This window comes from Paenibacillus sp. AGC31 (genome assembly GCF_057334655.1).
This window is the reverse complement of the sequence record NZ_JBHFJH010000001.1, coordinates 360,968-376,061: the sequence shown is the minus strand read 5'-3', so window position 1 is coordinate 376,061 and position 15,094 is coordinate 360,968. Positions and strand designations below refer to the sequence as shown.

The 15,094-nt window shown below is 42.8% G+C and carries 17 protein-coding genes and 1 pseudogene; 17 read left to right on the top strand and 1 reads right to left on the bottom strand.

Going from position 1 to position 15,094, the window contains the following annotated elements:
* Positions 1-97: 97 nt before the first annotated feature.
* From ACE04G_RS01595 to ACE04G_RS01530, 14 genes and pseudogenes are all read left to right on the top strand, one after another.
* Positions 98-1,588: a glycoside hydrolase family 43 protein gene (locus tag ACE04G_RS01595; protein WP_339305369.1), complete on the top strand. Its 1,491-nt coding sequence runs from the start codon at positions 98-100 to the stop codon at positions 1,586-1,588.
* A gap of 98 nt (positions 1,589-1,686) precedes the next feature.
* A complete protein-coding gene (locus ACE04G_RS01590) occupies positions 1,687-2,259 on the top strand; it encodes a hypothetical protein (protein WP_339305367.1) in 573 nt (190 codons plus the stop codon).
* A gap of 98 nt (positions 2,260-2,357) precedes the next feature.
* Complete coding sequence (locus tag ACE04G_RS01585; protein WP_339305365.1) at positions 2,358-2,903, top strand: GrpB family protein; 546 nt, start codon at positions 2,358-2,360, stop codon at positions 2,901-2,903.
* A gap of 41 nt (positions 2,904-2,944) precedes the next feature.
* Complete coding sequence (locus tag ACE04G_RS01580) at positions 2,945-3,367, top strand: hypothetical protein (protein ID WP_339178638.1); 423 nt, start codon at positions 2,945-2,947, stop codon at positions 3,365-3,367.
* Between the two features lie 30 nt (positions 3,368-3,397).
* A pseudogene (locus ACE04G_RS01575) lies at positions 3,398-3,919 on the top strand (cysteine hydrolase family protein).
* Between the two features lie 47 nt (positions 3,920-3,966).
* Positions 3,967-4,395, top strand: coding sequence for a hypothetical protein (locus tag ACE04G_RS01570; RefSeq protein WP_339305361.1), 429 nt, complete (start codon positions 3,967-3,969; stop codon positions 4,393-4,395).
* A 12-nt stretch (positions 4,396-4,407) separates the two neighbouring features.
* Positions 4,408-4,686 carry a hypothetical protein gene (locus ACE04G_RS01565; protein ID WP_339305359.1) on the top strand — a complete coding sequence of 93 codons (279 nt, stop codon included), beginning with the start codon at positions 4,408-4,410 and terminating at the stop codon, positions 4,684-4,686.
* Between the two features lie 209 nt (positions 4,687-4,895).
* Positions 4,896-5,432 (top strand): GNAT family N-acetyltransferase, encoded by a 537-nt coding sequence (locus ACE04G_RS01560; protein ID WP_339305357.1) that lies wholly within the window; start codon positions 4,896-4,898, stop codon positions 5,430-5,432.
* A 29-nt stretch (positions 5,433-5,461) separates the two neighbouring features.
* Positions 5,462-5,941: a DinB family protein gene (locus ACE04G_RS01555; RefSeq protein ID WP_339305355.1), complete on the top strand. Its 480-nt coding sequence runs from the start codon at positions 5,462-5,464 to the stop codon at positions 5,939-5,941.
* A 38-nt stretch (positions 5,942-5,979) separates the two neighbouring features.
* Entirely contained in the window at positions 5,980-6,858 is an 879-nt protein-coding gene (locus tag ACE04G_RS01550; protein ID WP_221824641.1) for an aminoglycoside phosphotransferase family protein, read from the top strand.
* A 127-nt stretch (positions 6,859-6,985) separates the two neighbouring features.
* Complete coding sequence (locus ACE04G_RS01545) at positions 6,986-7,333, top strand: hypothetical protein (protein ID WP_339305352.1); 348 nt, start codon at positions 6,986-6,988, stop codon at positions 7,331-7,333.
* Positions 7,334-7,572: 239 nt separating this feature from the next.
* Positions 7,573-8,574 carry an endo-1,4-beta-xylanase gene (locus ACE04G_RS01540; RefSeq protein WP_339305350.1) on the top strand — a complete coding sequence of 334 codons (1,002 nt, stop codon included), beginning with the start codon at positions 7,573-7,575 and terminating at the stop codon, positions 8,572-8,574.
* Between the two features lie 198 nt (positions 8,575-8,772).
* The gene (locus ACE04G_RS01535; protein ID WP_339305348.1) at positions 8,773-8,943 is read left to right on the top strand and encodes a hypothetical protein; all 171 of its coding nucleotides are present in this window, start codon (positions 8,773-8,775) and stop codon (positions 8,941-8,943) included.
* Between the two features lie 164 nt (positions 8,944-9,107).
* Positions 9,108-9,926: a purine-nucleoside phosphorylase gene (locus ACE04G_RS01530; RefSeq protein ID WP_062835781.1), complete on the top strand. Its 819-nt coding sequence runs from the start codon at positions 9,108-9,110 to the stop codon at positions 9,924-9,926.
* A 119-nt stretch (positions 9,927-10,045) separates the two neighbouring features.
* On the opposite strand, the gene ACE04G_RS01525 is transcribed toward ACE04G_RS01530, so the two are convergent.
* On the bottom strand, positions 10,046-11,122 hold the full coding sequence (locus ACE04G_RS01525) for a LacI family DNA-binding transcriptional regulator (protein WP_339305346.1): 1,077 nt from the start codon (positions 11,120-11,122) through the stop codon (positions 10,046-10,048).
* 540 nt (positions 11,123-11,662) lie between these two features.
* Here ACE04G_RS01525 and ACE04G_RS01520 point away from each other — a divergent pair.
* The 3 genes from ACE04G_RS01520 to ACE04G_RS01510 are packed head-to-tail and all read left to right on the top strand — an operon-like array spanning position 11,663 to position 15,084.
* The gene (locus tag ACE04G_RS01520) at positions 11,663-12,523 is read left to right on the top strand and encodes an ABC transporter permease (RefSeq protein WP_223200008.1); all 861 of its coding nucleotides are present in this window, start codon (positions 11,663-11,665) and stop codon (positions 12,521-12,523) included.
* Between the two features lie 16 nt (positions 12,524-12,539).
* On the top strand, positions 12,540-13,421 hold the full coding sequence (locus ACE04G_RS01515) for a carbohydrate ABC transporter permease (RefSeq protein ID WP_036617174.1): 882 nt from the start codon (positions 12,540-12,542) through the stop codon (positions 13,419-13,421).
* Between the two features lie 55 nt (positions 13,422-13,476).
* Complete coding sequence (locus tag ACE04G_RS01510) at positions 13,477-15,084, top strand: ABC transporter substrate-binding protein (RefSeq protein WP_143760332.1); 1,608 nt, start codon at positions 13,477-13,479, stop codon at positions 15,082-15,084.
* Positions 15,085-15,094: the final 10 nt, after the last annotated feature.

Here is a 15,094-nt window from a genome sequence, read left to right as displayed (position 1 = left end):
ATTGCAAGTTAATGCCCGATGGTGTTTAATTTTTGTAGTTGTTACCAAGTTGAATTCTTATATATGTGAATTTTATAATAAGAGATGGAGTGGAGTAATGAAATACAATAACCCTGTTGTGAAAGGTTTTTATCCAGACCCTAGTGTGATTAAGGTGTACGATACCTACTATATGGTGTGTAGTTCTTTTCAATATTTTCCGGGCGTACCGCTCTTTGAAAGCAAGGATTTGCTGAATTGGAAGCAGATTGGTCACTGCCTGACTCGTAAAAGCCAGATTCAGCTCGAGACGGTGAATAGCTCCGGGGGTGTATTTGCCCCAACCATCAGGCACAATAACGGGCGTTTTTATATGGTCACAACGAATGATACGACGCATCAGAATTTCTATGTCTGGACGGACGATATCTACGGAGAATGGTCTGAGCCTATTTATGTGGATCAAGGCGGGATTGATCCCGATTTGTATTTTGAAGATGGAAAAACCTTGTTTATGAGTAACGGGGTGGATGATGAAGGCATTGGCGGAATTGTTCAGTGTGAGCTTGAAATTGAAACTGGCCGCAAACTGACCCCGAGTCGTTCGATATGGAACGGAACAGGTGGACGATATCTGGAAAGTCCGCATCTCTATAAAATGAACGGTTACTACTACCTGCTTGCAGCCGAAGGCGGCACCGAGTATGGTCACATGGTAACGTATGCCCGGGGAACTTCGTCTTCAGGACCGTTCGAGGCCTATGCGAAAAATCCAGTTCTAACCAACCGTAATCTGGGCGGATATGAGCTCCAGGGAGTAGGGCATGGTGATGTGGTTCAGGATGATCGGGGGAACTGGTGGCTCTTTCACCTGGGATTCCGACAGATTGGCAGATGGGCTACATACCATCATCTGGGCCGAGAAGTATTTCTGACTCCAATTACGTTTGGTGAAGACGGATGGTTTACAGCCGGGCATGAAGGCACAACACTGACGAGTTTTGAGACCAATCGTATCCCGGATACGGTGATCCAGCAGGATAAGAAGAATTATACGTTTGAAAATACAGACTGGAACCTCGACTGGTGTTATCTTCGTCATCCAAATACAGAGCATTACCAGCTCGAATCAGACAAGCTTACGCTAACAGGAACCGATGTAACGCTGGACGTTCCGGCATCCCCGACGTTCATCGGGCTACGTCAAAAAGACTTTAATGCAACAATTTCAGTTGATATTAGTCTGACGATTGGAGAAGCCGGCATCACGATCTACATGGATGAGAATCATCATTATGAAGTGGCTATTCGTCAGGAGCAGGACGGTTATAAGGTGGTCGAGCGTCTAAATATCGGTGATATCAAATCGATAGAACATGAAGTGGATCTGGGAAATAAACAGCATGCAACGCTGGTGATCCGCTCAAGTCAGGAACGCTACAGTTTCCTGATTCAAACAGATGGTGAAGAGATTCTGCTGGGCACGGCACAGACGAGATACCTTTCTTCGGAGGTGGCAGGAGGTTTTACAGGTGTACTTATTGGGTTATACGCGAGCGGGCAAGATGCTTCAGCTGAGTTTACAAATTTCAAATGTGAATATCATTAAGAAGTGAAGGGGAGGACCTAATGGTCCTTCTCTTTTTTTTGATTTGTGTCAAAATATAGATAAATTAATAAATGCGAATAGAAGAGAGGTATGCAAACGTGAAGGTACATTATAAAATGCCAGAATCCTTAGAAGGCATCGTTCGAATAGATAAGGAACTACGTAAACAACATGATGCGACCCTTCATGACTATGTGGGGTTTTATATTAGTTTTAACAATGATGATGATAGATACTATTGTACGCCAGATGATGCCATCATATTTGGAAGAACAGGGGCAGATGGTGACCATTTTGCTTTTTTCACATTTAACAGATCCATTAGTGATTTGGAAGAAGCTCCGGTTATCTTTATCCAACCTACGGCGTTTGGTAATCAAGTAACTTTAGTTGCCAGAAACTTTAAGGATTTTGTAGCATTATTTATTAATCTTAAGGAAGTATATGTTTTGGAGAGATTTCGATTTTATAAGAACAAATTAGATTTTATGAATGACTATAACGATAACTATATGGAAGATATAAGGATGAGAGAGAGTGATTATAATTTAATTATTGAACTGTTAAAAGAGAATATTAAAGGGATAACAGAAATTGATGATGTGTACGAATACATGATTGAATCCCAAAAACAAATAGAACTAGGGATAAACAATGATGATTTTGCATGATATCAATATGGCATCACTAAATAATCTACATGTAACAAAAGGTTAAAAGAACGTGTTATTTAATTATATAGCTTGATTAGATAACAAGGAGGAGTTGTATGGAGGATCAATGGAGAATTGCAAAGTATGATCCGGCATGGCGTGATTTGTTTCTCGAAACGGGTTCGAAATTAAGAGAAGCGTTAGGAGAAAAGGCCGTGCGGATTGACCATGTTGGGTCCACTTCAATTGTTGGAATAGACGCCAAACCTATCATAGATATACAAATATCTGTTTCTAATTATGAGAATCTGTTGGACTACAAACGTGAGATCGAAACCGTCGGATTTGTATTCAGAGCAGAAAATCCAGATAAGACTAAACGTTACTTTCGGGAAGTGCCCGGAAGCAGAAGGATACATATACACGTTAGACAGGCAGGCAGTTTCTCCGAGCAGATGACCTTGCTGTTCAGAGACTATTTAAGGGAGCATCCAGAAGATTGTTTGAACTATGCAGAAGAAAAGCACAGACTTATGTCACTGTATAAAGATCAGCGTCCCAAATATGTTGAAGGAAAAGGACCAATGGTGTGGAGCATATTACAGAGAGCGCATCGTTGGTCTCAAGATATCGGATGGCAACCGGCAAAATCTGACGCATGAGCACATCCAATGAATAGAGATAACTGTATTGGAGTGATGAGATGAACATGGGAAGAAAGCTGATGACAACCGTTCTAACCATCATTTGTTTTACTTTGGCTGCAAGTCTCATATCGATGAATGAATCCTACAGTTTTGATTTTTATATTCTTATTTATCTGGTATACGCGACTCCCTTGATCCTGTTGATCGGGCTACCTTTATCGATATTGCTGGACTACCTGCTCAGCCGAATACAATTCTCTAATCATGTGTTGTATCTAAGTACGAGGATATTAGGCTATGCATGTGCTGGAGTTTTAGGCATGTACATCTATTATCTGGTCATGGGCGCAGGAGAAGCAATCTTGGATTTCAAAGAGACGTTAGTTCTGACCTTATTTGGCGTTCTTGCCGCTATCCTATTTGTACTGATTGATATGGGATTGGAAGTTTTGTTAAAGGTACGAAGAAAAAAGAGTTGAATTAAATTGATTTGTCAGGAGGAAAGCAAAATGACAACGCATTGTGCACTTCTCATCATTGACGTACAGGTAGCGATGTTTGATGAAGCAGATCCCGTATATCAGGGGGAACGATTGCTTCAGAAGATCCAGGTGTTAATTGCCAGGGCCCGTGAAGCAGGGCATTCCATCATATATATCCAGCACTGCGAAGGGGCAGGCAGTCCACTGGAACGAGGAACTCCGGGATGGGTCATTCATCCGTCCATTACACCTAGTGCTGGTGACCTTGTGATCGAAAAAGAGAAACCGGATTAATTTCACGAAACCAATCTGCATCTGAAATTGCAAGAAAACGGCGTGACGGAGTTGATACTCGCGGGAATGCAGACCGAGGTATGTGTAGACACGACTTGCCGCAGAGCCTACAGTCTGGGATACACGGTCAATCTGGTTCAAGATGCGCACAGCACATGGAATTCAAAGACGCTTCAAGCGGAGCAGATTATTGAACATCACAATACGGTACTGAGACTGTTTGCCAACGTGGTGGATACGAAGAATGCGCTGTAATGCTAGGAAAACGTAGGCGATTCTGGTTTTTCATAGGTGCGGCAATCATGTTTTTGTATTTTCTAATCACGAGTAACCCTGATCCAAATAAGCCGATTTCGAGAAATCAAGTGATAAGCACAGAGATGAGCATAGTCGTGTACACCAGGACAGGCGACGGTGGAGGACACGTTAGTATTGATAATGTTACGTTAAGTAAAGAAGACATTAGCCGTATAGTCGGCTGGCTGAATGCAGCCCCGGAATCGGCCAAAATACCAGTAGATGATGTCACAGGAAGTATTAGTGCAGGAATTGCTTTGAGATTAAAGCATAACGCTGAAGTTACAATTCAATACAATCGGAAACAGATTATTGTATCCACAAAAAGCAGATTTAATAGAGATTCGAAATATATACTTGATCAAAAGGACTTAAGAGACTTTTTGGATCAAAAGTTGAAGGGAACGTACTTTGGAAAAGATCCGGAGGATTAGGGGGAAGAGGTATTGACGATTAACAAAAGAATAATGAATCTATCAGCCTGGCTTGCTGTATTAGCCATGCTATGTATTCCTGGAACTTTACATACTGAAGATGGACCGCTTCGAACAGAGTATGGTTTCCCGATCCGATTCTTTACGGATTATCATTATGCTAATTCAGAGGGAACAATCTGGTTTATATCTGGTATCTATTTAAATGTACTTCTATATTTGTTCAATGTCCTGTTTATTTATGCAGGAATTCATGTAATCTTGTATATAAAAAAGAAATTAACTAAATAAATTGAACTGAATATTTACACAAAACGGAGAGGACAGAAAGGACCTGAAGAAGCGGAGTGTTCGCCTTTATCCCCGGATTTTAACTTTATAAAAGGAATCAAAAAAATCTGGGGATAACAGCGATCGGAAGGTTGTTCTGTCATCGGAGTGGTAAGTGTAAATATTCAATAGTGCAACTTTATATAGAATATAAAGATGGAGTGATTACGATGAAACAACTTCCAGTAGAATGGAAGTCAGACCGACTTATTGTCTCGAATGTGGAAGAATCTGATATTCCTGAACTTGAGTCCATATATGAGACCAGTCGGTACTTGCATCAATGGGATGGACAAGAGCATGATCGGAACTATGTGAAAGAATGTTTTGAAGAAGGCCACCTTCCGCCAGGAGGCAGGCTGGAGAATTATCGAATTCAATCCATTCGCACGAATGAGGATGACCGCTATATTGGTTTGTTAAGTGTGTACCATGGGTATCCCTCCGAGGATTCAATCTATCTCGAATTTTTATATATCCAGAGCGAGATCCAGAAGCAGGGATATGGACAAGAATTAATTCAGGCGTTGACTCGTCAATTTTCCGAACTTGGTTACAAGGAAATTCGAATCAACGTAGCGCTGAAAAATTGGCCTGCATTACGCTTCTGGATCAAATCCGGATTCAATCAGATTAGTAGAATTTATGGTGATTTTGAACATTCGGAGGATACCTTTGCCAATACAGAATTGATCAAATCTCTCTGAAAAATATGCTGATAAAGGGGAATATACCAATGGAAACATTCTTTCGTTATAACTGGATGGTACGTGAGCAATGGTATGCGTGGTGTGAAGATGTATCGCTTGAAGAATTGATTCGGCCTCGCACAGGCGGAGTAGGCAACATATTAGAAACATTATTTCATATCATTGATGTAGAGTGGAGCTGGCTTCAGTTGCTTCAGGGCAAACCGGATGATGCAGAAGATTTTGCAAAATACCAGAATCTTGAGGCGGTAAGGCGATTGGATCGCAAGTTACGTCCTGATGTGGAGGCATTTGTTACAGCCTGGGATTCGAGTATGGAAAAAAGAGCTTATATCGATCATCGCTCAGCCAGCAAGGCCAGTACAGATTCATGGGGAGAAGTTATGCGACATGTGATCGCCCATGAGATTCACCATATGGGACAGTTATCCGTATGGGCGAGAGAATTGGGCAAGCAGCCGGTATCCGCCAATGTCATTGGCAAAGGCCTGATTATACCTGACTAACCAGGAGAGGCGTTCATAACACGGAAGAAGGGGAAACGATGACAATACAACTTAGCCAGATGAATTGGATAGAACTGGATGAACGTATCCAGCAGGTGATTGAACAGGAGTATCAGATCATTTCCTTGCCACCTGGACTGGAAGCCAGTGTGATGAGAATTGAAACGGAAGATCAGCGGTACGTATTGAAAGTCTGGGACAAGGATTCCAAACCGGATATCGCCAGACAATATCGATTATTGTCCAAGCTTTATCAAAGTGGAATTCGTGTTTCCAAACCCTACGGTTGGGGATTAGACGAGCAAGATAATCAAGTGCTGTTAACGAGCTGTGATGGAAAGCCCGTTACCCAATTAACACAAACCAAACTGACACATTTGGCTGAGCGATTAATGGAGGTCCATCGTTATCCTGTGAATGAAGTGGGAGCTGGAGAAGATGGAGAATACATATCCAGATATAATTTTGTTGAATACTTTTTTCCTCAAATTGAATTACATAAAGATATTCATGATCTTCTAGTAAACTTGATCCAGCTTGTTCAGATCAGACAGGACCATTTGATTCATGGCGATTATAATCTGGGAAATATTCTTGAGATGGACGACTATTACACCATTATCGATTGGACCAATGGGCAATACGGCGATCCAAGATACGATATGGCATGGTCTGTGTTTCTGATCACCATCTATAATGGGGAAAGTTACGGCGAGATGTATCACGCTCAATTTGCACGTTCTGCCAGTTATACGTACACGCTGGAAGAGGAACAGATTTTTGGAGCAATAGCTTGTCTTCGCTGGATTCTGTTAAAGCGCGTTGGGGATGTACCCATGGGGCCAGATGTAATGGAAAGGGTTCACAGTATGGCTGTCCATAATCCATATTTGAATGAACACCTGCTGCAATCGTAATACGGGGATACACAAGAAGACAGTATACGATTAAGTAATAGAAAGACCACTTTCTTTAATTAAAATAAACAGCCAGTCCTAAACTAGCGATCCTCGCATACCTATGATAGTAGGGAGCGTGATCGATATGGAGCAGAAAGTACAAACTTACTTTGACCTGAAGCAGCAGCAAAAAGATATTGAGCAGAAGCTGTCTGTACTACGAGATGAGATTGTCGCGTATTGTGTAGAACAAGGGGTGTATGAGACGCAGGTTGGTGGTTACACCGTGAAAACAGTGCTTCAGAACCGGAAGGAATACGATGATCAGAAGCTGTATGCTTCTCTTCCAGACCCGGACATCTGGCGATTGTTATCCAAGGTAGACAACCATAAGCTGAAAAGCCTCATCAAGCTGAACATTCTGTCCGAGGAGCAAATTAACCCGGCATGCACAGTGAAACAGGTGACCTTGTTACAGGTGGACAAGCTGTAACGCTTCATACCCTCTTTGGTACATGAGTTGAATTTAACTGAAAATCCGATCACAAAACACCTTCCGAGAAATGTTCTGTTGCGATGAGCAGTGGAACATACGTGGAGGTGTTTTTGTTGTGCGAACAGGGCCGAGGATCATAAATAGTTAAATATGAGGGGGAAGAAGTATAATTTGTTCATTGTAAGCGTATTCAACAAACGATATGATGGATAAAAAATGGCAGGGAGGAATTGTAAATGCCAACCGAAATTCCATCACTACATGCTGCTTATGCCAATACGTTCAAAATAGGTGCTGCTGTACATACCAGAATGTTGCAGTCCGAAGGGGATTTCATCGCCAAACATTTCAATAGCATCACGGCTGAAAATCAGATGAAATTTGAAGAAATTCACCCGGAAGAGGATCGTTATAATTTTGAGGCGGCGGATAAAATTGTTGATTTTGCTGTTGCCCAAGGGATTGCGGTTCGCGGACATACCTTGGTCTGGCATAATCAAACATCGAAATGGGTCTTTGAGGATAACTCAGGTGCTTCTGCTTCCAAAGAGCTATTATTATCTCGCTTGAAGCAACATATTGATACGGTAGTAGGTCGGTATAAGGGGCAAATATATGCGTGGGATGTCGTCAATGAAGCTGTTGAAGATAAGACCGACCTGTTCATGCGGGACACGAAGTGGTTAGAGCTGGTGGGGGAAGATTATTTGCTGCAAGCGTTCAGTATGGCTCATGAAGCTGATCCAAATGCCCTTCTTTTCTATAATGACTACAATGAGACGGATCCGGTCAAACGGGAGAAGATCTACAATCTGGTTCGGTCTTTGCTTGACAAGGGAGCGCCTGTACACGGGATTGGGTTGCAGGGGCATTGGAATATTCATGGTCCTTCGATTGAGGAGATCCGAATGGCTATTGAGCGTTATGCTTCACTGGATGTGCAGTTGCATGTTACGGAGCTGGATATGTCCGTGTTTCGTCATGAGGATCGTCGAACGGACCTCACTGCGCCAACTTCGGAGATGGCTGAGCTACAGGAGCGTCGATATGAAGAAATCTTTAATTTGTTCCGTGAGTATAAATCATCCATTACCTCTGTGACGTTCTGGGGAGTAGCGGACAATTATACCTGGTTAGACCATTTCCCGGTACGCGGACGCAAAAACTGGCCCTTTGTTTTTGATCAGCAGTTGCAGCCTAAGGAATCATTTTGGCGTATCATTAACCCTATGTCCTGAACATCAGGGAAGTGGAGAGAATCGGTCACGATGTGGCCGGTTTTTTGCTGTACTCCATATAGATTGTACAGTAGGGCTATCTCGTGCATGATTAAGGCGTTGATTTGTATGGATGATAAAAATATGGATTTAAATGGAAGTTTATGATAGGGTTGAAGAAATAGTGAACCAAATTCTTTCCTGAAATGAGATGAGAAGATGGATTACATCCGAAACTATTTAATTACTTTTGCCGGAAATTTTACATTTAGTTATTATATTTTTGAAAAAGGTACTTTTGCCAAACCGCTGATGTTTGCTACATTGATGCTGTTGCTGATCATGACAATTGATTACATGAAAAGTAGAAACAAATATACATTGGATTAGGACATGTCCATGTTTTTAAACGATTCTGGAACACAGGGTCGTTTTTTTATTGGATATAGAACAGCTTCCATTTACATCAAGACCATTGTTCATTACACTTGATGAGTAACACCTCATTAACTCAGTTTTCGTTACTCAATTCAGATCATCAGGAGGATATCATTATGCATCAATCCGCACATATTCAGGAAGCAAGAGATTACATATTAAACCGAATCCATACCAAACCTGCCGTAGGCATGATCCTGGGTTCCGGACTGGGAGCGCTCGCGGACGAGATTGAAAATGCGACCGTTATTCCGTATACAGAAATTCCGTATTTCGCCCAATCGGAGGCTATTGGTCATGCCAATGAATTGGTTATTGGTGAACTGATGGGCAAAACGGTTGTAGCGATGAAAGGCCGCCTTCATTATTATGAAGGTTTTACACTAGACGAAGTGACTTTCCCCGTTCGGATCATGAAGGCGCTGGGTGTCGAGCAATTGCTTATCACCAATGCCTGCGGAGCCATCAACACAAGCTTTGAGCCGGGTCAACTGATGCTCATTACAGATCATATTAACCTGGTAGGCAATAACCCGTTGATGGGACCGAATAATGCCGAACTGGGTGTTCGTTTCCCAGACGTATCACAGGTATACAATCGCGAACTGCGCAGCATTGCCCTTAAGGTTGCAGAAGAACAGAATGTTGGCCTGCAACAAGGTGTCTATGCATGGTGGAGTGGCCCGGCATATGAGACACCAGCAGAGATTCGCATGATTCGTACGATGGGTGCGGATGCAGTGGGGATGTCGACGGTACCTGAAGCCATTGTTGCCATTCATGGCGGTATGAAGGTACTAGGCATTTCCTGTCTGACCAATATGGCCTGTGGTATTCTGGATCAGCCGTTAAGTCATGATGAAGTTATTGAAGTGGCTGCGCAAGTGAAAACAACCTTTATCGGACTTGTAAAAGGCATCTTGAAAGAGATCTAATCGCGAGATGATTTTTTTTCTAGGCCGCGATGGATAAGATAGAGTTTTCATCCAACCCAATCGAAACCACCAAAAAACGTATGCTTCACGAGCTGTTACTCGTGAGACATACGTTTATTTTATTTTGCAGAACTATGAACCATCTGAGAATGATCGGCCATAATTGCTGGTGTGGACTCCCTGATGATGGGTTTGGTCACAATGTGTGAGACCTGATACGGCTGTGTCGGGCTATTAATCCGGGATAACAGCATCTCCGCAGCCTTAATGCCCATCTCATTGCTATAAATATGAACCGTCGTTAATGCTGGCTCAATAATTCGAGATTGGGGTGCATTATCGAATCCGCATATCACAATATCCTGTGGCACAGCGACATTTCTATCTTTTAACGCCCTGATCAGATCAACTGCTATAAAGTCATTAGCGCATACGTAAGCAGAAGGTAGGGATGCCAGCTCGGCCACTCGCTGGTTCAACCATCCTGGCTTGGAGAAACACAGGCGATCATTGTCCAGGATGCAATGGGACAGGTCGACCTGCAACCCCGCCTCCAGCATAGCACGGTGATATCCAACCCATCGTTCATTAAAGCTCTTGCAGTGATTGTAATCTCCAACGAATCCAATACTTGTGTAGCCGCTCTCAATTAATTTTGTGGTTAACTGGTAGATGCTATGTTCATTCTCCATGAGTAGCAAATCTGCTTGGAATTCGGGATAACATATGTTGGAAGCGCAATCGATAAAGATGGTGGGGATGCCCAGATCGGTAATCAGCTGTGTATATTCCAGATCAAATAATTCAATGCAAATAATGCCGTCTACTTTGGCTATATCAAAATTGTTGGGAAGTGTAAGTGTATCTTGATCGTCTTCACGCACGATATGAATCGAGAGATTGTATCCCTCCGCACTGATTCTTTTCTCCAGACCGCTGATTAACAACGAACCAAAGTGAGATGTATTAGGCAGGTTTTCAGTTAACAGGGCGATATTGCCCGGAGCCTTGCTTAGAACATGCTCATTGTCCATATAGGCAAACTGTTTATATTTAAGTTCAATTGCTTTTTTAATTACACGATTTCGGGTCTCATCCGGGATGTTTCCGCTATCATTTAATGCTTTGGAAGCTGTATTCCTGGAGATCCCCAAAGCATCAGCGATGTCTTGTATCGTGACTTTTTCCTTTGCCATCTAATGCTTCACCTCTAATCATCAATAGTCATCCATATTCTTCTCTAAGTCAAATGTATAATAGAACGGGACAAATAGCAATCTCTGTTTTACAAATGCACAATTACATTTACATTTAGATAGGTGAATTCTATTTTCATAATTGTTCCAGAAGTTTCGTTAACTAGTGTAACAATGATGATCTATTACAGTAATGATATAGAAATATCTAGGCTGGTATTAACGATCCAGTGCTGTATACATGCAAATTCAATCCTCTTTAGTTACATTAATGCAAAGATGAAATGATCAAATGCACAAATATTTTTTTACAAAACGTATTGACTAAATCCGTTGAAACCTGATAAATTGTAAATTATTAAATAGGCAATTGTAAATATTGAAAGCCCTTACTGAAAACAATTGTCAACTTCTAGAATGAACGGGGGTATCGTGTTGGATAACATAGCCGACAGCAAAAAGGGCGAAGGAAGGGTACTGAAAGTGAGGACGACAAGCGGTCACAGGTTGCAGCAGCTCAAAAAAAATTACTTTTTATATATGTTGCTTGCACCTGCCTTAATTTTGACTCTTATCTTCAAGTACATTCCGATGTACGGAGCCATCATTGCGTTTAAGGATTTCAGTCCGATCAAAGGCATCATGGGTAGTGATTGGGTAGGCCTGAAGCATTTTGAGAAATTTATAGCTTCACCCAATTTCGATATCATTTTAATGAATACGCTTAAACTCAGCTTTTTGGGATTAATATTCAGTTTCCCGGTGCCCATTTTACTGGCACTCATGCTGAATCAGGTACGCAAAGCTGGCATCAAGAAAAATATCCAATTGTTTCTATACGCACCCAATTTCATCTCGGTTGTCGTTGTTGTGGGTATGCTATTTATCTTCCTCTCACCGACAGGGCCAATTAATCAATTAGCCACATGGATTACAGGTCAGCCAATCATGTTCATGTCTGAACCGGAATATTTCCGCTGGATCTACATTTTGTCCGATATCTGGACTGGAGCGGGTTGGGCTTCCATCATATACGTCGCGGCTTTGGCCAATGTTGATCCAGAGCTTCACAATGCGGCTAATCTGGATGGAGCCAATCTCCTTCAGCGTATTCGCCACATTGATCTTCCAACGATTCGTCCGATTATGGCCATCGTCTTTATTCTTGCAGCTGGCGGGATTATGTCCATTGGATTTGAGAAGGCCTATCTGATGCAGACGTCCATGAACCTGCCGTCCTCCGAGATTATTGCCACATATGTCTACAAGGTGGGGTTACAGTCTGGAGATTATGCTTATTCAGCGGCAGTTGGATTGTTCAACTCGGTTATCAATGTGATTTTGCTGGTGACGGTGAATCTGATTGTGAAGAAATTGAATGAAGGCGAAGGCCTCTATTAGGAAAGGAGTATTATCCATGGTTGTTAAACACACGGGAATGGATCGGTTGATCCTCACACTCAATGCCATCTTTCTCACCTGTGCTGTACTGGTTGTGGTTGTTCCCCTGATTTATATTGTTATCGCCTCATTCATGGACCCCACGGTGCTACTGAATCGTGGACTGTCCTTTAATGTATCGGACTGGAGTCTGGACGGATATCAGATGATTTTGTCCAATCCAGCCATGATCCGGGGGTTTGCAAATGCGGTATTGTACTCGGTTTCTTTTGCACTGATCACCGTGACCGTATCCATATTTGCAGGTTATGCATTGTCGGATGATAGACTCGCGGGACGTGGATTTTTTATGATTATCTTTATCATTACGATGTTCTTCGGTGGGGGATTAATCCCTACGTATCTACTCATACGTAATCTCGGCATGCTTGATACGGTGTGGGCGATCATCATCCCTGGAGCGGTTAACGTCTGGAACATCATTCTCTCCAGAACCTTTTTCAAAGGAGTCCCTCGAGAACTGAAAGAAGCTGCTAACGTGGATGGCGCTTCTGAGATGAAGATTTTCTTCCAGATCGTCATTCCGTTGTCGAAACCGATCATTTTTGTACTTGCACTCTATGCGTTCGTTGGGCAATGGAATTCCTATTTTGATGCAATGATCTATCTCGATAATCCGAACCTGCATCCGTTACAGCTCGTTCTGCGTTCCATTCTGATTCAGAATCAGGCTGCACCGGGCATGATCAGTGATCAGCTCGCGATGGCGGAACTGAAACGGCTCTCCGAGATGATTAAATACTCAGCGATTGTCATTTCGAGTCTGCCACTCATCATCATGTATCCGTTCTTCCAGAAGTATTTCGAAAAAGGTGTCATGGTCGGTTCCCTCAAATAGTGAACAGCCTGCGATACAGTAAGTTGATCCAATCCAACACATGGAGGTCATTATTATGAAAAAAGTAAACAAGTCCAGAAAAGCCGTTACAACGGCGTCCATTTCCATGTTATCTGCAATGCTCTTTCTAACCGCTTGTGGCGGAGGTGGAGGCGGCGCGGCAAGTGAGGCGCAATCCCCTGATGGCAAGGTGACATTGAATTTTATAACACAGAGCTCTCCGCTGGCTCCTGCTGATCCGAACGACAAGCTGATTAACAAACGACTCGAAGAGAAAACCAATGTGCATATCAACTGGAAGAACTATACGAGTGATGTGTTTGCGGAAAAAAGAAATCTGGCGGTCGCCAGCGGTGATTTGCCGGATGCCATTTTTGATGCAGGTTACGGGGATTATGATCTCCTGAAACTGGCGAAGGACGGGGCGATCATTCCACTAGAGGACATGATTGAACAACACATGCCCAATCTGAAAAAGGTGCTGGAGGAAGCTCCCGAATACAAGAGCATGATCACGGCTCCAGACGGACATATCTATTCATTCCCATGGATTGAAGAACTCGGAAGTGGCAAACAACGGATTCAGTCAGTGGATAACTTGCCCTGGATTAATGTGGAATGGTTGAACAAGCTTGGACTGAAGATGCCAACGACAACCGAAGAACTGAAAGAAGTATTGATCGCGTTCAAAACTCAAGATCCAAACGGCAACGGTAAGGCCGACGAAATTCCGTTATCTTTCATTAACAAACCGGGCGGAGAAGATCTGACATTTCTCTTTGCGGCATTTGGACTCGGAGAGAACTGGGATCATACCGTGGTAACCAATGATGGGAAAGTGGTCTTCACGGCAGCTGATGAAGGTTACAAGGAAGCGGTTAAATACATTCATGAGCTGGTTAAGGAAGGCCTCGTGGATGTCGAATCGTACCAACAGGATTGGAACACGTACCTGGCGAAAGGCAAGGATAACAAGTACGGCATGTACTTCACATGGGATAAGGCTAACATTACAGGCATGAATGATACGTATGATGTTCTGCCTCCGGTTGCCGGGCCTAACGGAGAGGTCAATGTCACAAGAACAAACGGAATAGGACTTGATCGTGGTCGCATGGTCATTACCAGCAGCAATAAAAACCTCGAATCCACAGCCAAGTGGGTAGACCAATTGTACGATCCGCTCCAATCTGTGCAGAACAACTGGGGTACCTATGGAGACGAGAGTCAGCAAAATATCTTTGAATTCGATGAAGCCAAAGGGATGCTGAAGCATCTTCCACTGGAAGGATCTGCACCCGTGGAACTCAGACAAAAAACCAGTATTGCAGGACCATTGGCCATTCTCGACAGTTATTATGACAAATACACAACCAAACCGGAAGATGCGGCTTGGCGGATGGAACTTCTCGACAAGGTTATGGTTCCGCATATGAAAGCGGAGAACGTATATCCAAGTGTGTTCTTCTCCATTGATGAACTGGATCGATTGTCCACGATTGAGACCGATCTCTTCGCCTACGTGTTACGTCTGCGTACAGAATGGTATCAGAACGGGAAAATAGATCAGGAATGGGATGCTTACTTGAAAGAGTTGGATCGCCTTGGATTGCAAGAATGGCTGCAGATTAAACAAGCGGGATATGACCGTAACAACAAATAAAGAAAAGTAC